The 25,189-nt window shown below is 56.4% G+C and carries 23 protein-coding genes, 2 tRNA genes and 1 rRNA gene; 19 read left to right on the forward strand and 7 right to left on the reverse strand.

The window, feature by feature from the left end:
* From rrf to dkgB, 3 genes are all read left to right on the forward strand, one after another.
* Positions 1 to 77 (forward strand): 5S ribosomal RNA (gene rrf, locus ACSVHP_RS05850); the annotation flags it as partial.
* Between the two features lie 55 nt (positions 78 to 132).
* Positions 133 to 209: transfer RNA gene (locus tag ACSVHP_RS05855), tRNA-Asp, on the forward strand.
* 163 nt (positions 210 to 372) lie between these two features.
* Positions 373 to 1,176, forward strand: coding sequence for a 2,5-didehydrogluconate reductase DkgB (gene dkgB / locus ACSVHP_RS05860; protein ID WP_234675877.1), 804 nt, complete (start codon positions 373 to 375; stop codon positions 1,174 to 1,176).
* A gap of 30 nt (positions 1,177 to 1,206) precedes the next feature.
* Here dkgB and yafC read toward each other — a convergent pair whose 3' ends face one another.
* Positions 1,207 to 2,112: a DNA-binding transcriptional regulator YafC gene (yafC, locus tag ACSVHP_RS05865; protein WP_234675875.1), complete on the reverse strand. Its 906-nt coding sequence runs from the start codon at positions 2,110 to 2,112 to the stop codon at positions 1,207 to 1,209.
* Between the two features lie 104 nt (positions 2,113 to 2,216).
* On the opposite strand from yafC, the gene ACSVHP_RS05870 reads away from it, so the two are divergent.
* The 3 genes from ACSVHP_RS05870 (at position 2,217) to ACSVHP_RS05880 (ending at position 5,182) form a co-directional block, all read left to right on the forward strand.
* Positions 2,217 to 3,392, forward strand: a complete 1,176-nt coding sequence (locus tag ACSVHP_RS05870; protein ID WP_447551261.1) for an MFS transporter — start codon at positions 2,217 to 2,219, stop codon at positions 3,390 to 3,392.
* A gap of 137 nt (positions 3,393 to 3,529) precedes the next feature.
* Positions 3,530 to 4,330 (forward strand): endonuclease/exonuclease/phosphatase family protein, encoded by an 801-nt coding sequence (locus ACSVHP_RS05875; protein WP_234675871.1) that lies wholly within the window; start codon positions 3,530 to 3,532, stop codon positions 4,328 to 4,330.
* Between the two features lie 78 nt (positions 4,331 to 4,408).
* On the forward strand, positions 4,409 to 5,182 hold the full coding sequence (locus tag ACSVHP_RS05880; protein ID WP_447551262.1) for a class I SAM-dependent methyltransferase: 774 nt from the start codon (positions 4,409 to 4,411) through the stop codon (positions 5,180 to 5,182).
* A 66-nt stretch (positions 5,183 to 5,248) separates the two neighbouring features.
* Here the strand turns inward: ACSVHP_RS05880 and mltD are convergent, their stop codons facing one another.
* Positions 5,249 to 6,613 (reverse strand): murein transglycosylase D, encoded by a 1,365-nt coding sequence (mltD, locus tag ACSVHP_RS05885; protein WP_417313427.1) that lies wholly within the window; start codon positions 6,611 to 6,613, stop codon positions 5,249 to 5,251.
* Positions 6,614 to 6,681: 68 nt separating this feature from the next.
* The gene (gene gloB, locus ACSVHP_RS05890; RefSeq protein ID WP_447551263.1) at positions 6,682 to 7,440 is read right to left on the reverse strand and encodes a hydroxyacylglutathione hydrolase; all 759 of its coding nucleotides are present in this window, start codon (positions 7,438 to 7,440) and stop codon (positions 6,682 to 6,684) included.
* Positions 7,441 to 7,472: 32 nt separating this feature from the next.
* Between gloB and ACSVHP_RS05895 the strand changes: the two genes are divergently transcribed.
* Positions 7,473 to 8,189, forward strand: a complete 717-nt coding sequence (locus ACSVHP_RS05895) for a class I SAM-dependent methyltransferase (RefSeq protein ID WP_447551264.1) — start codon at positions 7,473 to 7,475, stop codon at positions 8,187 to 8,189.
* Here the strand turns inward: ACSVHP_RS05895 and rnhA are convergent, their stop codons facing one another.
* Positions 8,190 to 8,657 (reverse strand): ribonuclease HI, encoded by a 468-nt coding sequence (gene rnhA / locus ACSVHP_RS05900; protein WP_234675862.1) that lies wholly within the window; start codon positions 8,655 to 8,657, stop codon positions 8,190 to 8,192.
* Between the two features lie 64 nt (positions 8,658 to 8,721).
* On the opposite strand from rnhA, the gene dnaQ reads away from it, so the two are divergent.
* From dnaQ to ACSVHP_RS05945, 9 genes are all read left to right on the forward strand, one after another.
* Positions 8,722 to 9,453 carry a DNA polymerase III subunit epsilon gene (gene dnaQ / locus ACSVHP_RS05905; protein ID WP_234675860.1) on the forward strand — a complete coding sequence of 244 codons (732 nt, stop codon included), beginning with the start codon at positions 8,722 to 8,724 and terminating at the stop codon, positions 9,451 to 9,453.
* Positions 9,454 to 9,584: 131 nt separating this feature from the next.
* Positions 9,585 to 9,661 (forward strand) — tRNA-Asp (locus ACSVHP_RS05910).
* A gap of 383 nt (positions 9,662 to 10,044) precedes the next feature.
* A complete protein-coding gene (locus ACSVHP_RS05915) occupies positions 10,045 to 10,764 on the forward strand; it encodes a FadR/GntR family transcriptional regulator (RefSeq protein WP_234675858.1) in 720 nt (239 codons plus the stop codon).
* Positions 10,761 to 11,774 carry an ABC transporter ATP-binding protein gene (locus ACSVHP_RS05920; protein ID WP_447551265.1) on the forward strand — a complete coding sequence of 338 codons (1,014 nt, stop codon included), beginning with the start codon at positions 10,761 to 10,763 and terminating at the stop codon, positions 11,772 to 11,774. Before ACSVHP_RS05915 ends, ACSVHP_RS05920 begins: the two co-directional genes overlap by 4 nt.
* Positions 11,771 to 12,853: an ABC transporter ATP-binding protein gene (locus ACSVHP_RS05925; RefSeq protein ID WP_447551266.1), complete on the forward strand. Its 1,083-nt coding sequence runs from the start codon at positions 11,771 to 11,773 to the stop codon at positions 12,851 to 12,853. Before ACSVHP_RS05920 ends, ACSVHP_RS05925 begins: the two co-directional genes overlap by 4 nt.
* A gap of 2 nt (positions 12,854 to 12,855) precedes the next feature.
* Entirely contained in the window at positions 12,856 to 14,370 is a 1,515-nt protein-coding gene (locus ACSVHP_RS05930; RefSeq protein ID WP_447551267.1) for an ABC transporter substrate-binding protein, read from the forward strand.
* 21 nt (positions 14,371 to 14,391) lie between these two features.
* Positions 14,392 to 15,333, forward strand: coding sequence for an ABC transporter permease (locus tag ACSVHP_RS05935; RefSeq protein WP_234675850.1), 942 nt, complete (start codon positions 14,392 to 14,394; stop codon positions 15,331 to 15,333).
* A 2-nt stretch (positions 15,334 to 15,335) separates the two neighbouring features.
* Complete coding sequence (locus ACSVHP_RS05940) at positions 15,336 to 16,211, forward strand: ABC transporter permease (RefSeq protein WP_234675847.1); 876 nt, start codon at positions 15,336 to 15,338, stop codon at positions 16,209 to 16,211.
* 9 nt (positions 16,212 to 16,220) lie between these two features.
* Positions 16,221 to 17,822 carry a gamma-glutamyltransferase family protein gene (locus ACSVHP_RS05945; protein WP_447551268.1) on the forward strand — a complete coding sequence of 534 codons (1,602 nt, stop codon included), beginning with the start codon at positions 16,221 to 16,223 and terminating at the stop codon, positions 17,820 to 17,822.
* A gap of 49 nt (positions 17,823 to 17,871) precedes the next feature.
* On the opposite strand, the gene ACSVHP_RS05950 is transcribed toward ACSVHP_RS05945, so the two are convergent.
* Together ACSVHP_RS05950 and fadE are read right to left on the reverse strand one after the other, a co-directional pair.
* A complete protein-coding gene (locus tag ACSVHP_RS05950) occupies positions 17,872 to 18,642 on the reverse strand; it encodes an amidohydrolase (protein ID WP_417315663.1) in 771 nt (256 codons plus the stop codon).
* 108 nt (positions 18,643 to 18,750) lie between these two features.
* Entirely contained in the window at positions 18,751 to 21,195 is a 2,445-nt protein-coding gene (fadE, locus tag ACSVHP_RS05955) for an acyl-CoA dehydrogenase FadE (protein WP_234675841.1), read from the reverse strand.
* 240 nt (positions 21,196 to 21,435) lie between these two features.
* On the opposite strand from fadE, the gene lpcA reads away from it, so the two are divergent.
* Both lpcA and ACSVHP_RS05965 read left to right on the forward strand, forming a co-directional pair.
* The gene (gene lpcA / locus ACSVHP_RS05960; RefSeq protein WP_417315667.1) at positions 21,436 to 22,014 is read left to right on the forward strand and encodes a D-sedoheptulose 7-phosphate isomerase; all 579 of its coding nucleotides are present in this window, start codon (positions 21,436 to 21,438) and stop codon (positions 22,012 to 22,014) included.
* A 46-nt stretch (positions 22,015 to 22,060) separates the two neighbouring features.
* The gene (locus ACSVHP_RS05965) at positions 22,061 to 22,828 is read left to right on the forward strand and encodes a class II glutamine amidotransferase (protein ID WP_234675837.1); all 768 of its coding nucleotides are present in this window, start codon (positions 22,061 to 22,063) and stop codon (positions 22,826 to 22,828) included.
* Here the strand turns inward: ACSVHP_RS05965 and dpaA are convergent.
* Positions 22,799 to 23,539, reverse strand: coding sequence for a peptidoglycan meso-diaminopimelic acid protein amidase (gene dpaA / locus ACSVHP_RS05970; RefSeq protein WP_417315669.1), 741 nt, complete (start codon positions 23,537 to 23,539; stop codon positions 22,799 to 22,801). The genes ACSVHP_RS05965 and dpaA overlap by 30 nt on opposite strands.
* 304 nt (positions 23,540 to 23,843) lie before the next feature.
* Here dpaA and ACSVHP_RS05975 point away from each other — a divergent pair, with 304 nt between their 5' ends.
* Positions 23,844 to 25,187: a Na(+)-translocating NADH-quinone reductase subunit A gene (locus ACSVHP_RS05975; protein ID WP_447551269.1), complete on the forward strand. Its 1,344-nt coding sequence runs from the start codon at positions 23,844 to 23,846 to the stop codon at positions 25,185 to 25,187.
* Positions 25,188 to 25,189 lie beyond the last annotated feature (2 nt).

The following is a 25,189-nucleotide window of genomic DNA, read 5'->3' on the forward strand; positions in this document are numbered from 1 at the left end:
CCGAACTCAGAAGTGAAACGCCGTAGCGCCGATGGTAGTGTGGGGTCTCCCCATGTGAGAGTAGGGAACTGCCAGGCATCAAATTAAGTAGTAAGCCGGTGCATAAATCCGGTGGTTACAGAAGTCTTCGGTGGAGCGGTAGTTCAGTCGGTTAGAATACCTGCCTGTCACGCAGGGGGTCGCGGGTTCGAGTCCCGTCCGTTCCGCCACTTTTTGAAAGCCCTGAGCTAACGCTCAGGGCTTTTTTCTTGTTTGTAAGATAATTATTGCGAAATTAGCAAAAATCCTCTGCGTTTTACGTCCTTTTTCACCATAACAAGACCCGCCATAATCCTCCTTAGTTAACGAAAACTATGATTAACGAGGAATAATATGAGTATCCCTGCATTTGGTCTCGGCACTTTCCGCCTGAAAGACGACGTTGTAATTGAATCTGTAAAAACTGCTCTTGAGCTGGGCTATCGCACCATTGATACGGCACAGATCTATGAGAATGAAGCCGCCGTTGGCCAGGCCATCGAAGAGAGCGGTGTACCCCGCAATGAATTATTCATTACCACTAAGATCTGGATTGAGAATCTCAGCAAAGAAAAGCTGATCCCAAGCCTGAAAGAGAGCCTGAAAAAGCTGCGTACTGACTATGTCGATCTGACGCTGGTTCACTGGCCATCACCAAACGATGCTGTCTCTGTTGAAGAGTTCATGCAGGCGTTACTGGAAGCGAAAGAGCAAGGTTTAACCCGCGAAATCGGTATCTCGAACTTCACGATCCCGCTGATGGAAAAAGCGATCGCGGCCGTCGGGGCGGAAAACATTGCTACAAACCAGATCGAGCTGTCGCCATACCTGCAAAACAGAAAAGTCGTGGACTGGGCAAAACAACATGGCATTCATATCACCTCTTACATGACGCTGGCCTACGGTAAGGCGCTGAAAGATGAGGTGATTAATCGCATTGCAGAGAAACATAGTGCAACAGCTGCTCAGGTGATTCTGGCGTGGGCGATGGGGGAAGGCTATGCCGTCATCCCATCATCAACCAAACGCGTAAACCTGGCGAGCAACCTGCTGGCGCAGGATCTTAAGCTGGATGACGAAGACAAAAAAGCGATCGCCGCTCTGGATTGCAACGATCGCCTGGTGAGTCCGGAAGGCCTGGCTCCGCACTGGGATTAATAATACCCTCTCCCTCTATGCCCTAAACCCTCATACAGCTCCTTCGGGAGCTGTTTTTGCATGTTCACTCAGGAAGTCGATAAAGGCACGTATGCGCGTACTTACCGCCCTGTCGCTGTAATATACCGCGCTAAACGGCATCTCGACCGGCAGTCGCTTATCCGCCATTAACTCCACCAGTTCCCCTCTGGCGATCTCTTTGTCGATCATATAATCGGACAAACACGCGATGCCATTCCCTTCCAGGCAGAGCTGCTTGAGGGTCTCCCCGCTGTTTGACGATAAACCGCAGTTAATTACATGCAATTGTCCATCGCTACACGCCACGGGCCAGGTATTGAGTGATACCGGCTCGGTAAATCCCAGGCAAAGATGCTGCTTTAAATCCTCAACCGTTTCAGGCTTGCCGTGCCGGGCAATGTACTCCGGCGAAGCGATAATTTTTCGGTAGCTGGCAAACAGAGGACGCGCGCGCAAGCTGGAATCCGTTAGCGTGCCTGCGCGGATCGCCACATCAACTTTCCGTTCGATTAAGTTGATAAATGTTTCGGATGACACTAAAGACAGTGTCATTTCCGGATAGCGCTCCCGGAAGGGCTTTATCAAGGGCATCAGATAATGAAGCACTACTGGTGTCGCGGCATCGATGCGCAGTAAACCGCGCGGCGTGCTGCGCGATTCCATAATCTCTGTTTCCGCTGCCGCCATTTCCTGCAACACCGACTGCACCCGGCGAAAATAGCGCTCGCCTTCTTCCGTAAGGCTTAGCTGCCGGGTTGTCCGGTTGAGCAGGCTGACGCCCAGCTTCATCTCCAGCTTTTTGACAGAACGGCTTATGGCGGAGTTTGCCTGCCCAAGCTGTTCGGCCGCCCGGCTGAAGCTACCGCTTTCCACTACGGCGACAAAGATTGCCAGCTCTTCGGATGTTGCTTTCATTGTTGCTCCACCTGCAAAATTCTATTGATACTTTGACCATTTTTGTTATTTAAGCACTGGCGCATACTTCCTGTCATCTTAATCCTGATGATACGGAGTATTTTATGCCGCTGGCGCTACTTGCCCTGACGATCAGTGCCTTCGCAATTGGCACAACCGAGTTTGTTATTGTGGGTCTGGTCCCGACCATCGCTGACCAACTCGCTATTTCGCTGCCTTCTGCCGGGCTGTTGGTTTCTATCTATGCACTGGGTGTTGCCGTAGGCGCACCTGTACTAACCGCACTGACCGGCCGTTTTCCGCGTAAGCAATTATTGATGGCCCTGATGGTTCTGTTCACTGCCGGGAACATTCTGGCGTGGCAGGCCCCTGACTACAACACGCTGGTTATTGCCCGATTACTGACCGGCCTTGCCCACGGTGTGTTCTTCTCCATTGGGTCAACGATCGCAACCAGCCTGGTGCCGAAAGAAAAAGCGGCATCTGCTATCGCGATTATGTTCGGCGGGTTGACCGTGGCGCTGGTGACGGGCGTTCCACTGGGCACGTTCATCGGTCAACACTTTGGCTGGCGTGAAACCTTCCTCGCCGTATCGCTGCTGGGGGTGATTGCTCTGGTCGCCAGCCTGCTGCTGGTACCCTCGAACATACCAGGACGTGCCAGCGCAAGCCTGCGCGATCAGGTGAAGGTACTGACGCATCCGCGCCTGCTGATCATCTATGCCGTTACCGCTCTTGGTTACGGCGGCGTGTTTACTGCCTTCACCTTCCTGGCGCCGATGATGCAGGATCTGGCGGGCTTCTCGCCGAGTGCTGTCAGCTGGATATTGCTGGGATACGGTGTTTCGGTGGCAATTGGAAATATCTGGGGCGGTAAACTTGCCGATAAACACGGCGCTGTCCCCGCGCTGAAGTTCATTTTTGCTGCACTGGTTGTGCTGCTGATGGTCTTCCAGTTCACCGCGTCGATGCAATATGCCGCGCTGGCAACCGTACTGATGATGGGCATCTTCGCGTTCGGCAACGTCCCTGGCCTTCAGGTCTACGTCGTGCAAAAAGCAGAACTGTATACGCCCAATGCCGTCGACGTTGCGTCGGGCCTGAACATCGCCGCGTTTAATATTGGTATCGCGCTGGGTTCTATTATCGGTGGGCAGACCGTGGAGCATTTTGGTTTGACGCAGACGCCGTGGATTGGCGCCGTGATTGTTCTTGTCGCTTTCTTACTGATTGGCGTGAGCGGACGCCTTGATAAACCCGCTCGCGTGGCGATAGGTTGAGATGCAGTAAGCGCTTGCTTACAAAACAAGAAAGGGGTTTCTCAGTAATTGCGTTGAAAGTATGACCTAAAATCCCTATAACATTAGAACCAGTCCGTTTTTCGGGCTGGTTCATGTTATAGAGGCTGTTTCCTAAAGTGCGAAAAAATACCTATGCCATGCGTTATGTTGCCGGATTACCTGCGGAGCGTATTTTGCCTCCAGGGTCGTTTTCGAGCCTCAGTCAGGCATTGCCGGCTGGTACACCGCTGAGCAGTGATGACAAGATCCGCGTGCTGGTGTGGAACATCTTTAAACAGCAGCGTGCCGATTGGTTATCCGTTCTCAAAAACTTCGGTAAAGATGCGCATCTCGTTCTCCTGCAAGAGGCGCAAACCACGCCCGAGCTGGTGAGGTTTGCGACCACTAACTATCTCGCGGCCGATCAGGTTCCAGCCTTCGTCTTGCCGCAACATCCCTCGGGCGTGATGACGCTCTCGGCTGCACATCCTGTCTACTGTTGCCCGCTTCGTGAACGCGAACCCATTTTGCGCCTGGCAAAATCAGCGCTGGTGACCGTTTATCCACTGCCGGACAGCCGTCTGCTGATGGTCGTGAATATTCACGCAGTGAATTTCAGTCTCGGCGTGGATGTCTACAGTAAACAGTTATTACCGATTGGCGATCAGATCGCCCATCACAGCGGACCTATCATCATGGCCGGGGATTTTAATGCCTGGAGCCGCCCGCGTATGAATGCGCTGTACCGCTTTGCGCGTGAGATGTCGCTGCGTGAAGTTCGTTTTGGTGATGACCAGCGCAAGAAAGCCTTTGGTCGTCCGCTCGATTTTGTGTTCTATCGCGGTTTAAGCGTTCACGATGCCTCCGTGCTGGTCACGCGCGCGTCCGATCACAATCCTCTACTCGTTGAATTCAGTCCCGGCAAACCTGAGAAATAATGGTGTGTCAGGTCTGCCGTGGGGCAGGCCTGTTCGGGTGCTGCCCTTTGATTTTTCCAACAACAAAAGGACAGTAAGATGACAACAACACGCTCCCATCATGACAATGTAGAAAAACAGTTTGGCTCTCAGGCAAGCGCTTATCTGAGCAGCGCCGTTCACGCGTCGGGCCGCGATCTGACGCGACTGAGCGAGCGTCTGGCCGCTTTCCCGCAGGCACACTTGCTGGATTTAGGCTGTGGGGCAGGGCACGCCAGCTTTACCGCTGCGCAGCAGGTTGCTCAGGTTACGGCATATGATTTATCCGCCCAGATGCTGCAAGTGGTGAGTGACGCCGCGAAAGCGAAGGGGCTGAATAACGTGGCGACGCGTCAGGGTTACGCAGAATCATTACCCTTTGCCGATGAATCGTTCAAGGTTGTCATCAGCCGCTACTCTGCACACCACTGGCACGATGTCGGGCAGGCCCTGCGCGAGGTAAAACGCGTATTGAAGCCGGGTGGGATTTTCATCGTTATGGACGTAATGTCGCCCGGTCATCCGGTCAGGGACGTCTGGCTGCAAACGGTTGAAGCGCTGCGCGATACGTCGCATGTTCGCAACTATTCAAGCGGGGAGTGGTTACAGATGACGGCGGAGGCCGGGCTGATTTCACGCTCGTTGATCACCGACCGTTTGCCGCTGGAATACAGCTCCTGGATTGCGCGTATGCGCACACCTGAAGCATTAAGCGAGGCGATTCGGCTGTATCAGGAGAGTGCATCCGCAGAGGTGAAGGCCTATTTTGAGTTGCAGGCAGACGGCTCGTTTACCAGCGATACCATCATGGCTGAAGTGCAGAAAGCCGGATAACGTAACGCAGGCCAAATAAAAAAGGCACCGAGGGGAATCGTTGCCTTTTTTGTTCAGAGTTTTTTATCAGGAATCAGGCGTTGCGCTATTTTTAACAAACAGCGTCAGCTGATCGCCCGGTTGCAGATTCGCAGTATCGTTATTCCAGCGCATCACATCTTTGATGTTCACGCCGTGACGTTTTGCGATACTGGACAGCGAGTCACCTTTACGCACGCGATAGGTAATACTATCGCTGTTGTTGGCAAGACGCTGCGCGCTGCTACCTGCGCCAACCGTCAGATTCTGACCCACTTTCAAACCCGATCCGCGCAGATTGTTCCACTGCTGAAGATCTTTTGCACTCACGCCAAGACGTGAAGCAATGCCTGAAAGCGTATCACCTGAACGAACCTTATAGCTGCGGCTGTTCACTGTTGAGGTGTCTGCGATCAGCGTTGACTGAACTGCGGCAATCTCACCAGAGGCTAAGGACTCACGTAACTGCTCTGCATGTTTCTGCGGAACCATTACGTACTGAGGGCCACTGGCACCCAGCGTAGAGCCTTTAACACCGGCATTAAAGGTTTTAAGTTTACTTACCGACATTCCCGTCATATCGGCAACCTGTTGAATATCAACCGGGCTGCTGAGGCGGACGCGCGCCAGTGCACGACTTTCGTCTGGTGTTGGCAGTTGTACACCATAACGCTTGCTGTTCTTGAGAATATCGCTCAATGCCAGCATTTTCGGTACGTAAATCTTGGTTTCCTGTGGCAGTGAGAGCGACCAAAAATCGGTGGATTTTCCACGGGCTTTATTCGCTTTCATTGCCTTCATAACACGACCTTCACCGCTATTGTACGCTGCGACAGTTAATAACCAGTCGCCGTCAAACATCTTGTTCAGACGTTGCATCATGTCGAGAGCGGCAGTCGTGGAGGCGACTACATCGCGACGCGCATCGTAGCTGCGGGTCTGTTTCAAACCATAATTGCGCCCTGTGCTCGGAATGATCTGCCAAATGCCTGCGGCATTGGCACCAGACGTTGCGTGTGGGTCAAAAGCGCTCTCCACTATGGGTAGGAGTACCAGCTCCATCGGCATGTTACGTTTCTTAACTTGCCCGGCTATCCAGTACATATACGGCTCTGCCCGTAACGTTACATCGTGGAGATAGCTCTTATTTCTCAAATACTTCTGCTTCTGTTCGCGAATCCGGGTATTTTCCGGAATTCCCATCTTTAGCTCGTCGCCAATAGAGGCCCACAAGTCTTGTTCCTGCGCGAAAGTTGTCCCATCGTCCAACCATCGCGCCTGACTTGTAAACTTCCCTGCTTCCCCTTGACCAGCCGCAGAAAGGCTCTGTGCGTGCTGTTGTACGTTACTGCCATTCTGAGACTGGCAGCCAACAAGCAGGACAGAGGCGAGTAATATCGCTTTTGCCTTCATGTGTGTGTCAATAGTTGCTTAAAAGACGAGCGATGATAACGGCGAAATTTTCAAAAGGCAACCCGGATTTATCGGAAGTTATCTTTCTTTGACCTTAACCATGCAAAACGCTCTTCTGGGTGTTGCAAATTTGTTTCTTTGTTAATTTTATCAATTAAATCAATATCATTAGTTCGTAAAAATAAATTTATTCTTCGCTCATTTTTAAGAATTACGGGTAGTGTTTTTTGGTTTTTTGCACGTAACTCCTTCACTTTGTGGTAATAATCTTGAATCGCTTGATCCTCGGGCAAGATGCTCGCGGCAAACTTCATATTCCCTAAAGTATACTCATGTGCGCAACATATGACGGTATCATCGGGCAGTGCGCAAATCTTCTGTAAAGACTGATACATCTGGACGGGCGTGCCCTCGAACAGCCTCCCGCAGCCGCCAGAGAACAGCGTGTCGCCGCAGAATAGATAAGGTTTACTGTAGAAACACAGATGTCCAGAAGTGTGACCGGGCGTAGCAAATATGGAAAATTCCGACCCGCGTATGAGGATTTTTTCGCCCTCTTCGACTACTTGCGTTGTTCCCTTATCTTGTGTCTCAGCCGGTCCATACACTACAAGATGCGGATATTTCGCCCGTAACGCAGGAACACCGCCCGTGTGATCGTTATGGTGGTGGGTAAGTAGGATGGCGTCGGGATGCCAGTTATTTTCTGAAATTGCGCGTAAAACCGGTGCCGATTCGCCAGGATCGACAATAATGCAGTGCCGATCGTCGTCAACTAAAACCCAGATGTAGTTGTCCTCGAAGGCGGGAATACTGATAAGATTCATAAATTACCTCTATTTACGTGGCAGGTGTTTTGATGAAACCGGCAAGGATACCTCTGACTGTCGCAGCACCGGAACGTTGGGCAGAAATGCCCTGGGGTGAATACTATCGCGAAGCCTTAGAACAACAGCTTAAGCCCTGGCTCGCAAAAATGTATGGTTTTCACCTGCTTAAGATTGGCAATCTCAGCGCGGAAATCAACACGGAAAGCTGTGCTATTTCCCATCAGGTGAATGTCTCTCTTAGCGGAATGCCTGCCCAGGTAAAGGCCGATCCGCTGCATTTACCCTTTGCTGAAAAATCCGTTGATGCCTGCTTGCTGGCGCATACGCTGCCGTGGTGCAGCGATCCGCATCGCCTGCTGCGTGAAGCCGATCGCGTGTTGATTGATGACGGCTGGCTTATTCTCAGCGGTTTTAATCCAATGAGCCTGATGGGATTACGCAAGCTGGTGCCCGTACTGCGCCGTACCTCTCCCTATAACAGCCGCATGTTCTCCATGATGCGCCAGCTCGACTGGCTTTCTCTGCTGAATTTTGAAGTAATGAGCTACGGGGGTTTTCAGGTTTTGCCCTGGGCGCGGCAGGGCGGGCAGCTGCTGAGTACACATCTGCCCGCGCTGGGCTGTATGCAGTTTATCGTGGCGCGTAAACGGACGATCCCCCTTACGCTTAATCCGATGAAACAGAGCAAATCGAAGACGCGAATTCGCCAGACCGTTGGCGCAACGCGGCAGTACCGCAAGCCCTGATCAGGACTCCGCCTGATAACCCACGTCTTCCAGGGTCGGATTCGACGCCGCAGCGCGAGCCAGCTCGTCGCAGCGTTCGTTTTCCGGGTGGCCGGCGTGGCCTTTTACCCACTCCCATTTGATTTGATGCTGCCCCAGGGCCGCATCCAGGCGTTTCCAGAGATCGACATTCTTAACCGGCTTTTTGTCAGCCGTTTTCCAGCCACGTTTTTTCCAGTTAAAGATCCACTGGGTAATCCCCTGGCGAACGTACTGGCTGTCGGTGCTCAACACCACGTCACAGTGCTCTTTTAACGCTTCCAGCGCTACGATCGCGGCCATCAGCTCCATGCGATTGTTGGTCGTCAGGCGATAACCTTCGCTGAAGGTTTTTTCATGCTGGAGATAGCGCATAATCGCGCCGTAACCGCCTGGTCCCGGGTTCCCGAGACAAGATCCATCGGTGAAAATTTCTACCTGTTTGCGCATCTCTGGTAGACTTCCTGTATTTGAAACGTTCAGTAAAACGATAAGTCTGACATAAATGACCGATATGAGCACTGCAATTACTCGCCAGATTGTTCTCGATACCGAAACCACCGGTATGAACCAGATCGGCGCACACTACGAAGGCCACAAGATTATCGAAATCGGTGCCGTTGAAGTGGTGAACCGCCGTCTGACCGGGAACAACTTCCATGTGTATCTCAAACCCGATCGGCTGGTGGATCCCGAAGCGTTTGGCGTCCACGGTATTGCCGACGAGTTCCTGCTGGATAAGCCGACTTTCGCCGATGTCGCTGACGAATTTCTGGAATACATCAGAGGCGCTGAGCTGGTCATTCACAACGCATCGTTCGATATCGGCTTCATGGACTACGAGTTCAGCAAGCTTAACCGCGATATTCCGAAGACCAACACCTTCTGTAAAGTGACCGATAGCCTGGCGCTGGCAAGGAAGATGTTCCCCGGCAAGCGTAACAGCCTTGATGCGCTCTGCTCGCGCTATGAAATAGATAACACCAAACGAACCCTGCACGGCGCATTGCTCGATGCCCAGATCCTGGCGGATGTCTACCTGACCATGACCGGCGGTCAGACGTCGATGGCGTTCAGCATGGAAAATGAAGGGCAGCAGACGCAGGGCGAATCGGGTATTCAGCGGGTAGTGCGTCAGGCGAGCCGCCTGCGCGTGGTGTTAGCCAGTGACGAAGAGCTGGTGAATCACGAATCCCGTCTGGATCTGGTGCAGAAGAAGGGCGGCAGCTGCATGTGGCGTGCATAAAAAGTGCCGGGATGGTTGTAAAAGCATCGTCCGGGCGATTTTTGCAGCAAACGATTCAAAACTGAAGAAAAAGCGTTGACGAGTTTGGTAGTAGTCCGTAATATCCGCCTCGTTCCCCACACGGGAACAGTGGAGCGGTAGTTCAGTCGGTTAGAATACCTGCCTGTCACGCAGGGGGTCGCGGGTTCGAGTCCCGTCCGTTCCGCCACTATTCAGAAAGCCTGAATCAGAAATGATTCAGGCTTTCGTCGTTTTATCCCCTCAGAAATACTTATCTAACCCTCTTGTTTGTTAACAAAAAATTAATATGCGTAGTGCAATTAATTAACATTTGCACATTAATAGTGCGTTATTTGCACTGATTGTGTGCAAAATATCCCCACGTCGTAAATACTCTCGTTTCAATGTGTAACAATCTTGTAAAAATAACTCTCTTTAAATCATCCAGTTAACGAGCATTTTCCAGAAAGTTCCTGAACCAATGGTTTATTGGTTCGTAATTTGCTTAATCATTAGGACGGTAAGTGTTGGGGTATATCCATAACTTATTGTTAATAAAAATAAAGAAATGATGACAGCGAGCGAACCAATATGGAAAAACCGTCACGGTTTCTGGCAAATTCCAGTACCGCGCTTGAGCAGTTGCGCGGGCTAATCAACCAGCATGAGTCAACACCAGGCATTCCGCTGCCCACTGAACGTGAGCTGTCGGAGACACTCGGCGTAGGACGACGTGAAGTCCGTCGTGCGCTGGACGTGCTGGAAGAAGAAGGGCGGATTTGGCGTAAGCAGGGCAAAGGCACGTTTATCGGCCCGGCTGCTCCCGTAGAGCCGCTGGCGCTTCAGGGGCTGATACAACAGACCAATTTGCTGGAAGTGATGGAAGCTCGTCTGCAACTCGAGCCGGGCCTCGCCCGTCTTGCGGCACTGCGTGCCACCAGGGAAAACCTCGCGCTCATGCAGCGCATGCTGGAACGCATCGATAAGGTCAGCCCGGATGACCGCGATCTCAATGAACTGTGGGATAGCGCCTTTCACCGCGCCATAGCGGAAGCTGCGGGCAACCGCCTGATGCTGGGGCTGTTCGATGCCATAGATGCGGTCAGGCGTGAACCCGGCTGGCAGCATCTGCGCGAACTGGCCCGCACCCCCGAACGCGTTGATCACTACAACGACCATCATCACAAGATCATGACTGCCATCGTGCATCGCCAGCCCAATGAGGCCGCCGCCGCGATGCGCGAACACCTGCTCAGCCTGCAAACAGCCCTGATTCAGGCTATCCATCTTGAGGACGATTTCACCCTATGACGACGATCCCGTTTAAGGAAACTACGCCCGTTCTGCGGCTGCAAAATCTCAACGTCCAGTTTGCGGGGTCTCCCGTGAGCGTGCTCGATGGTATCTCGTTGACCGTCAAGGCGGGCGAAACGCTGGCGCTGGTGGGGGAATCGGGCTGCGGAAAAAGTATTACCTCGCTCGCGCTGATGGGGCTGCTGCCCGCCAGCGCGAGGATCCTCAGCGGTGAGATGCAGTTTCGCCGTCACGATCTGCGAAAGCTCTCCCCGCGGGAATACGCCGACCTGCGCGGCAGCGAGCTGGCGATGATTTTTCAGGAGCCGATGACCTCGCTTAACCCGGCCTTCACGCTTGGCGATCAGCTGAGCGAGGCGGTGATGCGCCACCAGAACGTTTCTCGTGAAGAGGCGATGGACGCCGCGCTGCGCATTCTGGAAAAAGTCCAAATCCCGGCGGCGGAAATGCGCCTTAAGGCCTATCCGCACCAGCTCTCGGGCGGCATGCGCCAGCGCGTAATGATTGCGATGGCGCTGATCAACCATCCGCGCTTGCTGATTGCCGACGAACCGACCACCGCGCTGGACGTGACCATTCAGGCGCAAATTCTCTCCCTGCTCAACACCTTAAAAGAAGACACGGGCACGGCGGTATTGATGATCACCCACGACCTGGGCGTGGTGGCGGAGGTCGCGCAGCAGGTGGCGGTGATGTATGCCGGGCAGGTGGTGGAGCAGGGAAGCGTGGAGGCGATATTTGCCGATCCGCAGCACCCGTACACTATCGGCCTGATGGGCTCCATTCCCTCCCTGGGCGCGCGTAAAGGCCAGCTCTCCACCATTCCGGGGGCCGTCCCGCTGCCGGAATCAATGCCGAAAGGCTGCCGTTTTGCCACCCGCTGCCCGTTCGCGCAGACGCGCTGTCACGAAGAAAAACCATCCCTTACTACGCTGGGCGCCGGACATCAGGTGGCCTGTTTCCGCGTGCCGCTTGAGCACCACATTGCGCTGGGAGAGATCGCATGACGACACCCATTCTCGAAGCCCGCGACCTGAGCAAGCTGTTTCCCGGCCCGAAAAAGCTCTTTACCCCGTCGCGTTTTGTCACCGCCGTTGACCGCGTTTCCCTTGCCGTAATGCCGGGCGAAACGCTGGCGATTGTCGGGGAGTCCGGTTCCGGTAAATCCACGCTTGGCCGTCTGCTGCTGCGCCTGCTGGCGGCGAGCGAAGGACGCGTCTTTTATCAGGGCGAAGAGATCACCCACGCCTCCGGCGCGCGCCTGAACCAGCTCCGACGCGAGCTGCAAATTATTTTTCAGGATCCTTTTGCCTCGCTGAACCCGCGCATGACCGTCGAGCAGATTGTCGGCGAGCCGCTGTGGCTGCATCAGAATATGAAGAAAGCCGATCGCCAGTACCGCGTGGCGGAGTTGCTCAATACCGTCGGGCTGCCCGCCGCCTGGGCCGGGCGCTATCCGCACGAGTTTTCCGGTGGACAGCGGCAGCGTATCGGCATTGCCCGCGCGCTGGCGTCAGGGCCAAAGCTGCTGCTGGGGGATGAACCCGTGTCGGCGCTGGACGTGTCCGTGCAGGCGCAGGTCGTTAACCTGCTCGAAAGCCTGAAGCACCAACTGGGGCTGACGATGGTGATTGTCGCCCACGGCCTGGCGGTGATCCGCCATATGAGCGACCGCGTGGCGGTGATGTATCTCGGGCAAATCGTGGAGCTTGCCACCGTCGATGAGATTTTTGACGCGCCGCTGCACCCCTATACCCAGGCGCTGATCGCCTCCGCGCCGCAGATGCAGCCGGGAGCGGAGCGCACGATGCCGCTCTTACAGGGCGATCTGCCCAACCCGGCGAATCCGCCGTCAGGGTGTCGTTTCCATACCCGCTGCCCGTACGTGACGGACGAATGCCGCCAGGTTGAGCCCATCAATCAGGTGCTGGACGGCGGGCGCCAGGTGGCCTGTCACCGCTGGCAGGAGATCAATCGCGACCGCAGTGTGATCCAGATTGCACCGCCGTCTGCCGCATTTTTGCGCCGCCGCGCGCTGTTTGAACACGCGGCCACTCACTCCTCCCTTCCTTCAAGGAACTCATGATAATGACAATGCGTAATTCTCTTTTGACCGTACTGGGAAGTGTAATGTTGCTTGGCGCGGCGCTGCCCGCCCACTCTGAAAGCGTGCTGCGAATCGGCCTCGGGGCCGATCCGGACATGCTCGACCCGCATCTGGCACGAACCTATTACGGGCGTTTCGTTTTCGCCTCCCTGTGCGACAGGCTGGTGGACGTGGACGAGCACCTGAAGGTGGTGCCGGGGCTGGCGAAGGACTGGGCCTGGAGCGACGACGGGAAAACCCTGACCATGAACCTGCGTGAAGGGGTGACCTTCCACGACGGTGAAAAATTCGATGCGGCGGCGGCGAAATATAATCTCGACCGCGCGCTGACCCTGAAAGGCTCGCTGCGCAAAAGTGAAATCTCGTCCGTCGAGTCCATCGACGTGACCGGCCCGATGCAGATCGTGCTGCACCTGAAAACGCCCGATGCCGCGCTGCTGATGCAGCTGACCGACCGCGCGGGCGCGATGATGGCCCCCGAGGCGGCGAAAAAGCCTGACTTTGCCGCGCATCCGGTCTGCTCTGGCCCCTATAAATTCGACAGCCGCGTGTCCCAGGACCGCATTGTTCTGACCCGTTTTGACAACTACTGGAACAAAGGCGCGTACCACTTCGACAAAATTATCTACCTGCCGATCCCGGATGCCTCGGTGCGTCTGGCGAACCTGCGCGCGGGGGATCTCGACTTGACCGAGGGCGTGGCGGCAAGCGATGTGAAAACCGTGGAGGCCGACAGCAAGCTGGCGCTGGCGAAAGTGACCGGGCTGGGTTATCAGGGGATCACGTTTAATATTAACAACGGCAAAGTCCCGGCCAACGATCCGTTTAAAGACGCCCGCGTGCGCGAAGCTTTCTCGCAGGCGATTGACCGCGATGCTTTAAACCAGGTGGTGTTCGAAGGGCTGTATACCCCGTCAAATCAGGCGTTCTCTCCGGTTAGCCCGTACCACGTCAAGCTGCCGGTGCCTCCGCGCGACGTCGACAAGGCCAAAGCGCTGCTGAAGGCTGCGGGCGTGACCACGCCGCTGACGGTGAATCTGCTGGTGCCGAACAACCCAACCTCGCAGCAGGTCGGCCAGGTGCTTCAGGCGATGGTTGCCGAGGCGGGCTTTAACCTGAATCTGCAAATGACCGAATTTGCCACGCTGCTCGACCGCCAGCAGAGCGGTGACTATCAGCTGAGCTTCTCCGGCTGGTCAGGTCGCCCGGATCCGGACGGCAGCATCTACGGCTTTATCAACAGCAAAGGCACGCTGAACGACGGGCGCTACAGCAACGCGCAGGTTGACGAATGGCTGACCCAGGCGCGCCAGAGCACCGATCAGGCCGCGCGCCAGCCGCTGTATGACAAGGTGGTCAAGCAGCTGCAAACCGATATGCCTATCGCCTACCTCTACTTCGAGCCGCGTATTTTTGGCCTGAACAAAAGCGTGCAGGGCTTTAAACCTTATCCGGACGGCATTGTGCGTCTGGCCGGCATCACGCTGGCGAAATAACCGAAGTGCCGAGGAGAAACCATGCTTGAACTGATTTGCAAACGTCTGCTGCTGGCGATCCCGACCCTGCTGCTGGTGAGCATGATGGTCTTCGGGCTGCAAAAGCTGCTGCCCGGCGACCCGCTGATCGCCATGGCCGGTGAGGAGCGCGATCCGGCGGTCATCGCCCAGCTGCGCGCGGAGCTGAACCTGGATGCGCCCATTCCTGTGCAGTATTTCCACTGGCTGACGCGCGCGCTACAGGGCGATCTTGGTGTCTCCTTACGTACTCACGAACCGGTGACGCAGCTGATTGCCAGCAAGCTGCCGGTGACGGTGGAGCTGTCGCTGCTGGCGATGATTATCGCGCTGGTGTTTGGCATCGGCATGGGGATCCTCGCTGCGGTGAACAAAAACAGCTGGATCGACCATAGCGCGAACTTCGTGGCGATCTCGGGGATCTCGATACCGCACTTCTGGCTGGGGATCCTGCTGATTCTGGTCTTCTCGGTGAATCTGCAATGGCTGCCCGCCTCCGGGTACGTGCCGTTTAGCGAAGATCCGCTTCAGAACCTGCGTACCCTGCTGCTTCCGGCCTCGGTGCTGGGCACCGGGCTGGCGGCTACGCTGATGCGCCACACCCGCGCGTCGATGATTGCCGTGCTAAAGGCCGATTACATCCGTACCGCGCGGGCCAAAGGGCTGCTGCCGAAAGCGGTGATTTTAAAGCACGCCTTTCGCAACGCGCTGGTGCCCGTTATCACGCTCACCACGCTGCTGTTCGGCGAGCTGCTGGGCGGGGCGGTGCTGACCGAGCAGGTCTTCACCATTCCGGGCTTTGGCAAGATGATCGTCGATTCGGTGTTTAACCGTGACTATGCGGTGGTGCAGGGCGTGGTGCTGATCGTAGCGATTGGCTTCCTGCTGCTGAACCTGCTGGCCGACGTGCTGTATGTGCTTATCAACCCGAAAATGCGAGGTTAATCATGGCGGAACTGACCACTCAACCCGTTGCGCCCGCGCTGCCGCGCGCGCAGAACCGGGTGCTGAAGAAATTCCTCGCCAACAAAAGTGCGGTGATCGGTGCGGTTATCGTGGGCTTTTTTGTCCTGCTGGCGCTGCTCGCTCCCTTTATTGCGCCCTTTGATCCGGTCAAAGCCAACTTTCTGGCGGTGCGTAAAGCGCCGTCGGCGATGTACTGGTTCGGTACGGACGAGCTGGGACGCGATATCTTGTCGCGCATTGTCTGGGGGGCGCGCACCTCGCTGATGGCTGGCTGTATGTCGGTGGTGATTGCCGTGGTGATTGGCGTCCCGCTCGGGCTGGTGGCGGGTTATTTCCAGAAGATGTGGGACGGGGTGATCTCGCGCTTTATCGAGGCGCTGCTGGCCTGTCCTTTCCTGATCATGGCGATCGCCCTGGGCGCCTTTTTAGGCCCAAGCCTCACCAACGCGATGATCGCCATTGGCCTTTCGGCGATGCCGATCTTTGCCCGCCTGACGCGCGGCCAGGTGATCGCCATTCGCAACGAAGAGTATATCGACGGCGCGCGGGCGATTGGCCTGCCGGACCGCTGGATCATTATCAAATACGTGCTGCCTAACGTGATGTCGCCGATCCTGGTGCAGGCCACGCTGGCGATTGCCTCGGCGATCATTGCCGAAGCCAGCCTGTCGTTTTTAGGGCTGGGCCAGCAGCCGCCGAACCCGTCATGGGGCTCGATGCTCAATACGGCGAAAGGCTTCCTTGAACAGGCGCCGTGGATGTCCGTTTTCCCCGGTGTCGCGATTTTCCTGGCGGTGCAGGGCTTTAATTTACTCGGCGACGGGCTGCGCGATGCGCTCGATCCGCGCCACGACTAAGGAGTCATGATGACCAAAGCGCTTGATTTTACTTCCGGTTACGATTCACGACGCCCGCCGATGATGGGCCATAACGCCGTTGCCACCTCTCAGCCGCTGGCGGCGCAGGCGGGCATGAAAATGCTTCAGCTGGGCGGTAACGCCGTGGATGCGGCGATTGCGACCGCGATGGCGCTGACCGTCGTCGAGCCGACCGGTAACGGGATTGGCAGCGACGCGTTTGCCATCGTCTGGGACGGCGAAAAGCTTCACGGTCTCAACGCCTCCGGCCGTTCACCGGCCAGCTGGCACGCGGATCTGTTTACCGGTAAAACCGCCGTGCCGGAAATTGGCTGGGACGCGGTAACCGTGCCGGGCGCGGTATCGGGCTGGGTGGCGCTGGCGGAACGTTTTGGCACTTTACCGCTCACCACGCTGGCGCAGCCTGCCATTGACTATGCGCGCAACGGCTTCCCGGTTTCACCGCTGATTGGTCACCTGTGGCAGCGCGGCTACAACAAGCTGAAAGATCAGCCGGGCTTTAGCGCCTGCTTTGCGCCGGAAGGCCGCGCGCCGCGCATCGGGGAGATTTTCCGTAACCCGGCGCAGGCGAACTCGCTGGAGCTGATTGCGAAAACCAACGGCGAAGCCTTTTATCGCGGCGAGCTGGCGCAGAAAATCGCCGCCTTTGCAAAAGAACACGGCGCGCACCTGACCGCCGAGGATCTGGCCAACCACCGCGTGGACTGGGTCGATCTGCTGTCCCGTGATTTCGCCGGCGGCTCGGTGCAGGAGCTTCCGCCAAACGGGCAGGGGATCGCCACGCTGATCGCGCTCGGTATCCTGGAGCAGTGCGAAATTGAAAAACATCACCCGGACTCGGTGCAGGCGCTGCATTTATCCATTGAGGCGATGAAGCTGGCGCTGGCGGATCTTGACCGCTACGTGGCGGACGAAGCGCATATGGAGTTCGCAGCGAAAGAGCTGCTGAGCGATTGTTATCTGACGTCGCGCGCGGCGCTGATCGACCCGGACAAAGCGTCTGATTTCACCTACGGTTCGCCGACCCAGAGCGGGACGGTCTTCCTGGCGGCGGCGGACGCCAGCGGCATGATGATCTCCTTTATTCAGTCCAACTATATGGGCTTTGGATCGGGGGTGGTGGTGCCGGATACCGGGATCAGCCTGCAAAACCGCGGCTGCGGTTTTGTGCTGGATCCGAAACACCCGAACGCGCTGGCGGGCGGCAAGCGTCCGTTCCACACCATCATTCCCGGCTTTGCGATGGACGGAAACGGCCAGCCGCTGATGTCCTTCGGCGTGATGGGCGGCCCGATGCAGGCGCAGGGGCATATGCAGATGGCGCTGCGCATTATGTTGCACGGGCAAAACCCGCAGGCGGCCATCGACGCGCCGCGCTGGCGCGTGGTGCAGGGCAGGGAGGTGATCGTTGAATCTACGTTCGATCGCAATACAATCGCCGCCCTGCGCGAGCGCGGACATCAGATCGTGGTGGAAGATCCGTTGCAGGATTATAACTTCGGCGGTGCGCAGGTGATTTACCGGATGCCGGAAGGGCATTACGTGGCCGCGACGGAGAGCCGTAAAGACGGGCAGGCGTTGGTGAGTTAATGTTTATCCTCCCTCTCCCTTTGGGAGAGGGGCGGGGTGAGGGGAAATTTTATCCAATGCTAAACGGATCCGCATCCTGCCAGGCCGGAAACTTCTCGCGGTACTCCTTCAGCGCCGTCAACGACAGCTCGGCATCAATACGCGTCGCCTGATGCGGCTCGGCGGTGGCGATAATCTCGCCCTGCGGGTTCACCACCCGGCTGTCGCCACGATAGTGATGCCCGTTGCCGTCGGTCCCCACGCGGTTACACCCTGCGACGTACGCCTGATTCTCGATGGCGCGCGCCACCAGCAGCGCCTGCCAGTGCAGAGAGCGCGGTGCAGGCCAGTTGGCGACGTACAGCGCCAGGTCGTAATCGTTGCGGTTACGCGACCAGACCGGGAAGCGCAGGTCGTAGCACACCAGCGGCAGAATGCGCCAGCCGCGCCACTCAAACACCACCCGCTCATTACCCGCTTCATAGTGATGATGCTCGTCCGCCATGCGGAACAGGTGACGTTTATCGTAGAAATGCACCTTGCCTTCCGGCTCAACCAGCAGGAAACGGTTCACCGGACCACGCTCGGTTTGCAGCGCGGCGCTGCCCGCGATCAGGGCGTTGGTCTGCTGCGCCTTTGCCTGCATCCAGGCCACCACATCCGCCTCCGGCATCGACTGTTTCGCCGCTTCCATCGCAAAGCCCGTGGTGAACATCTCCGGCAGGACAATCACATCGCGCCCGGTAATCTCTTCCAGCTGACGGTCAAAGTGGCGCAGGTTGGCAGGGCCATCCATCCACACTAAAGGTTGTTGTAAAATCGTAATCTTCAAACCAGGCACAGTTAAGACTCCTCGTTGAACAGCGTCCGGACACTGTAGCACGACGGAATTATAATTTGTGCCAATAAAAAACCCCGCACGAGGCGGGGTTTGTGGAAGCGAAACGCGCTATGCGGCTTCAGGTTTGCGGACTTTCTCCGGCAGCTTTACCGGCTGTGTCGCCAGCTCTTCCGGGTCGAAATCATCCACGTTAATGCTGCGCAGACGGCTCTCTTCGGCCTTCACCAGAATCGCGGCTTCATCATTATTAATGATACCGCCCGCCAGGGCCTGTTTTGCCAGCTCATCCAGACGGGTGAACGGCAGGTTTTTGCCCAGCTGTTTGCAGATTTTCTGGTGAATCGGATCGGCGGCCATCACGTCCAGCAGCGCCTCTTCCAGCAGACCCACCGGGTTGTGCTCGGTTGGTTCAAGATACTGCCCACGGCCGATGCGGGAGCGGGTCGCGCTCGGGATTTGCAGGATCTTCGCCACTTTATGCTCAAGCCTGTCGGACGGCGCCAGATGATGACGACCGGTCGGGAAGATCACCACGCGCAGGGCGCCCGCCACAAAACGGTTCGGGAAGTTCGCCAGCAGATCGTCAATCGCCTGCTCGGCCTGATACATCGCATCCTGCACGCCCCAGTGAACCAGCGGCAGATCCGCTTCCTGACGGCCTTCGTCGTCGTAACGCTTCAGAACCGCAGAGGCGAGGAACACCTGGCTCAGCACGTCACCCAGACGGGCAGAGATACGCTCGCGACGCTTCAGGCTACCGCCCAGCACCGCCATCGATACATCGGACAGCAGAGCCAGGTTGGCGCTCAGGCGGTTCAGATGCTGATAGTAACGTTTGGTCGCATCGCCGGTTGGCGTCGCGCTGGTCAGGCCGCGCGTCAGGCCGAGCCAGAAGCTGCGTACCTTGTTGCTGCCCACGTGGCCGATATGTTTGAACAGCAGCTTGTCGAAGGCGTCCACGTCGTTATTCTGCGCGGCGGCCATCTCTTCCAGCACGTACGGATGGCAGCGAATTGCCCCCTGGCCGAAGATCATCATGCTGCGGGTCAGAATGTTCGCCCCTTCAACGGTGATGGCAATCGGTGCGCCCTGATAGCCGCGCGCCAGGAAGTTGCCTTCGCCGAGCATAATGCCTTTACCGCCCGCGATATCCATTGCATCAATGATTGACTGCTGCGCGCGGTGGGTACAGTGGTACTTCACAATCGCCGACAGCACGGCCGGTTTTTCGCCGAGCATAATGCCGTAGGTAATCAGAGAAGCGGCGGCGTCCATCACGTAGGCGTTGCCCGCGATACGCGCCAGCGGCTCTTCGATACCTTCCATCTTGCCGATAGAGATTTTGAACTGACGGCGGATATGGGCGTAAGCACCAATCCCCATCGCCACCGACTTCAGTCCACCGGTGGAGTTGGACGGCAGGGTGATGCCACGACCGACCGACAGACATTCCACCAGCATACGCCAGCCCTGACCGGCCATTTTCGGGCCGCCGATGATGTAATCAATCGGCACGAAGATATCCTGACCGCGCGTCGGTCCGTTCTGGAACGGCACGTTCAGCGGGAAGTGACGACGACCAATTTCAACGCCCGGCGTGGAGGTTGGGATCAGCGCACAGGTAATGCCCAAATCCGCTTCACCGCCCAGCAGTTTTTCCGGGTCAGAGAGCTTGAATGCCAGACCCAGTACCGTAGCGATAGGAGCCAGCGTAATGTAGCGTTTGTTCCAGGTCAGGCGCATACCCAGCACCTGCTCGCCCTGCCATTCGCCCATGCAGACCACGCCGGTATCCGGAATAGCACCCGCATCGGAACCCGCTTCCGGGCTGGTCAGCGCGAAGCACGGAATTTCCTGACCACGCGCCAGGCGCGGCAGATAGTGATTTTTTTGCTCTTCAGTGCCGTAATGTTGCAGCAGTTCGCCCGGGCCTAACGAGTTAGGTACGCCAACGGTGATCGCCAGGATCCCCGACACGCCCGACAGTTTTTGCAGCACGCGCGCCTGAGCGTAAGCGGAGAATTCCAGCCCGCCGTACTCTTTCTTAATGATCATCGCGAAGAAGCGATGCTCTTTCAGATACGCCCACAGCTCCGGCGGCAGATCGGCCATTTCGTGGGTGATCGCGAAGTCGTTCGCCATGCGGCACGCTTCTTCAACCGGGCCGTCGATAAAGGCCTGCTCTTCAGCCGTCAGGCGCGGCTGCGGGTAGTTATGCAGCTTTTTCCAGTCCGGGTTGCCCTGGAACAGATCGCCTTCCCACCAGGTGGTGCCTGCATCAATCGCCTCTTTCTCGGTACGCGACATTGGCGGCATCACTTTACGGAAGCCCCGGAACACCGGTGCGGAGATCATCGACTTGCGCATCGGGACGAGGTTAAACGGCAGCAGAATGATGGCCAGTGGAACCAGAAGCCAGATAGTCCACAAACCCGCGAGGCCAAGCGCAGCCGTCCAGGCCAGCAGAATCAGGCTGCTCAGGAATAAGCTGACGCGGTGATAGAACAACACACCGAGCAGAACAACGGTTGCGATAATGCTCAAAATCATCATAAAGAAAAGCTCCCTTGCTTGTAGGAGGTCTGACCACTTGTGATGATATGGTTGTAGTGGATGTTATTTCCTTTAGCAATGTGTTTACAAAATAATTACAACCTGGTTCACATTGTTCAGCTTTTCGTCGGCACGAAAAAATAAAACAGCAGCAGAATCGGCAGGCTTTAACTTCTCGCTTTTGCGCCTATCCGGTACACTGCACAGTGTTATTTTCATCAATGCTGAAGGATTATCCTCATGTACCAGGATCTTATTCGTAACGAACTGAACGAAGCGGCGGAAACGCTGGCTAACTTTCTGAAAGATGAAGCCAATATTCACGCTATTCAGCGCGCGGCGGTCCTGCTGGCAGACAGCTTTAAAGCCGGTGGCAAAGTGCTCTCCTGCGGTAACGGCGGTTCACACTGCGATGCGATGCACTTCGCGGAAGAGCTGACCGGTCGCTATCGCGAGAACCGTCCGGGCTACCCGGCGATTGCGATTTCCGACGTCAGCCACATCTCCTGCGTGGGCAACGACTTCGGTTACGACCACATCTTTTCCCGTTATGTGGAAGCGGTAGGCCGTGAAGGCGACGTGCTGCTGGGTATTTCCACTTCAGGTAACTCTGCGAACGTGATCAAAGCCATTGCGGCGGCGCGGGAAAAGGGGATGAAAGTGATCACCCTGACCGGGAAAGACGGCGGTAAGATGGCGGGTACAGCGGATATTGAAATTCGCGTTCCGCACTTCGGTTACGCTGACCGCGTTCAGGAAATTCACATTAAAGTGATCCATATCCTGATCCAGTTAATCGAAAAAGAGATGGTTAAGTAAGACTTCGCTGGGGGCACTTTTGCCCCCGCTGTTGTGGAGGTGACGTATGTGCGAACTGCTCGGGATGAGCGCCAATGTGCCAACCGATATCTGCTTTAGTTTCACCGGGCTGGTACAGCGCGGGGGAGGAACCGGGCCGCATAAAGACGGCTGGGGCATTACCTTCTACGAGGGTAAAGGCTGTCGCACGTTCAAAGATCCACAACCCAGCTTTAATTCACCGATTGCCAAACTGGTGCAGGATTACCCGATCAAGTCCCGTTCGGTGATCGCGCATATTCGCCAGGCGAATCGCGGCGAGGTGGCGCTGGAAAACACCCATCCGTTTACCCGCGAACTGTGGGGCCGCAACTGGACCTACGCCCACAACGGGCAGCTCACGGGCTATAAAACGCTGGAAACCGGTAACTTCCGCCCGGTGGGTGAAACGGACAGCGAAAAGGCGTTCTGCTGGCTGCTGCACAAGCTGACCGAGCGTTATCCGCGCACGCCGGGGAACATGGCTGCCGTCTTCAAATACATCGCGTCGCTGGCGTCTGAACTGCGTGAGAAGGGCGTGTTTAACATGCTGCTCTCTGACGGGCGGTACGTAATGGCGTTCTGCTCAACGAATCTGTTCTGGATCACCCGTCGCGCGCCGTTTGGCGTGGCGAAGCTTCTGGATCAGGACGTGGAAATTGATTTTCAGAAAGAGACCACACCGAACGATGTGGTCACGGTCATTGCGACGCAGCCGCTGACGGGCAACGAAACCTGGCAAAAGATTATGCCAGGCGAGTGGGTACTATTTTGTCTCGGGGACCGCGTAATTTGACGCCAGCTGCGGCTGGACGACTTCGTGGCTCAGCGGCTTGCTGACCACGTACCGGCCATCAATCACCGACACAACAGGCGGCTTGTGGGTCTGCTCGAAGTAGTCATAGCCTGGCTTCAGCTGCTTCCAGAAATCCGCGAAGTACGAGTACTTGTGGCGAGCCATGTTGGCGTCGGTCATGCGGAACGGATAAATGCTGATCTGCACGTTCGGTTGACCAAAGACTAACGCGCCGGTCACGAACTGGAAAATCTCATCAATACCGCTGTCGGTCATCGCATAACAGCCGACCGATACGCAGGCACCGTGGATCATCAGGTACTTACCTTCATAACCGTGCGCTCGATCGTAGGCATTCGGGAAGCCGATATTGATCGCTTTATAGAAGCGGCTGTCCGGTTTTAGCTGGCTACGCTGAACGTTGTAAAACCCTTCCGGACTTTTGAAGTCGCCCTGACGCTGTTTTGGCCCCAGCCCACCGGAATAGTTACAGATTTTGTAGCTATCAAGCAGCTGATAGGTCTCGCCCATTTTGACAAACAGATCGAGTGTGCGCTCTTCCTTGAAGATCTGAATATAAACCGGCGATCCCATCAGTTGTTGTTTATATTCTTTGCTGATTGGCGTGGTAGAGCTATTGCTGCTGAGCAGCCCGGCAAATGACACACACGGAATCAGAAGCATCGCAATGAACAATGCGATTTTACGCATACTACAAGTTCCTTGATAAAGCTAAAAACCAACTTGCCAGGACGGCAAAAGAGACCCGTAATCAGAGTAATCTGGATTTAGGAGCGCTCACATTAGCACCGCTGTAGTTTTTCGCAAGAGCGAACGGCTGGGTTTACAAAATAGTTTTATCCTCATATCGCATTCACATCACCATGACGCCAGAAACTTTGCGTAATGGCTCGCATTTTGACGCGCACTACGGCGGTTTCCCTGCACCCAAAGAGGCGAAAATGGTACACTCGCGGCCTCTCTGGATTATTGTTCATGGATACTTGCTAACCACATGTTTAGAATTAAAAAAGGACTTGATCTCCCGATTGCAGGCGTGCCCGAACAGCACGTTTCGCCCGGCCCTGACGTGCGTCATGTCGCCATTTTGGGTGACGACTACGTCGGGATGCGCCCGGCAATGCTGGTGCAGGAAGGCGAACGCGTCATAAAAGGCCAGGCCCTCTTCGAAGATAAAAAAAATCCTGGCGTCATGTTCACCGCACCTGCCAGCGGCACCGTTGCGGCGATCAACCGCGGCGAGCGTCGCGTGTTGCAGTCGGTCGTGATCCGCATTGAAGGCGACGAGCAGCGCGCGTTTTCGCGTTTTGACGCAGACGATTTCGCCACGCTCGGCCGCGATGTTGTGCAGGCCCAGCTGCTGGAATCCGGCCTGTGGACGGCGTTTCGCACCCGTCCCTTCAGCAAATCTCCGGTACCCGGCTCCGTTCCGGCGGCGATTTTTGTTACCGCTATCGACACCAACCCGCTTAGCGCCGATCCCGAGCCGATTATCCTTGCCCAGCGCAAAGCCTTCGATGCCGGGCTGACGCTGCTTACCCGGCTGACGGAGGGGAAAGTCCACGTCTGTCAGGCCAGCGGCGGCAAGCTGGGCGGGCATCCGCAAGGGCAGGTGACCTTTAACGAATTCGCCGGTCCGCATCCTGCCGGGCTTCCCGGCACGCACATCCACTTCCTTGAGCCTGTCAGCCTGGCGAAGCAGGTCTGGCACCTGAATTATCAGGACGTGATTGCCATCGGTAAGCTCTTTATGGCGGGCGAACTGTGCGCCGAGCGCGTAATCGCACTCGGTGGGCCACAGGCCGCGCGTCCGCGTCTGGTCAGCACCCTGATGGGCGCCGATATCAACGAGCTGCTGGCGGGTGAAGCAAAAGAGGGTGAAAACCGTCTGATTTCCGGCTCCGTGCTGAGCGGCAGACACGCTACGGGCGCGCAGGCGTTTCTGGGGCGCTTTCATTTGCAGGTCAGCATGCTTCAGGAAGGGCGTGATAAAGAGCTGTTTGGCTGGGTGCTGCCGGGGGCAGACAAGTACTCCGTCACCCGCACCACGCTCGGCCACTTCCTGCGTCACAAGCTGTTTAACTTCTCGACCAGCACCCACGGCGGTGAGCGTGCGATGGTGCCCATCGGCAACTACGAGCGCGTAATGCCGCTGGATATTCTGGCTACGCCGCTGCTGCGCGATCTGCTGGCCGGGGATTCCGACAGCGCGCAGGCGCTGGGCTGCCTGGAGCTGGATGAAGAAGACCTGGCACTTTGCACCTACGTTTGCCCAGGAAAATACGAATACGGACCCGTATTGCGCGAGGTGTTAACCCGCATTGAGCAGGAAGGATAACT

This window comes from Enterobacter sp. 186315, from assembly GCF_053290175.1.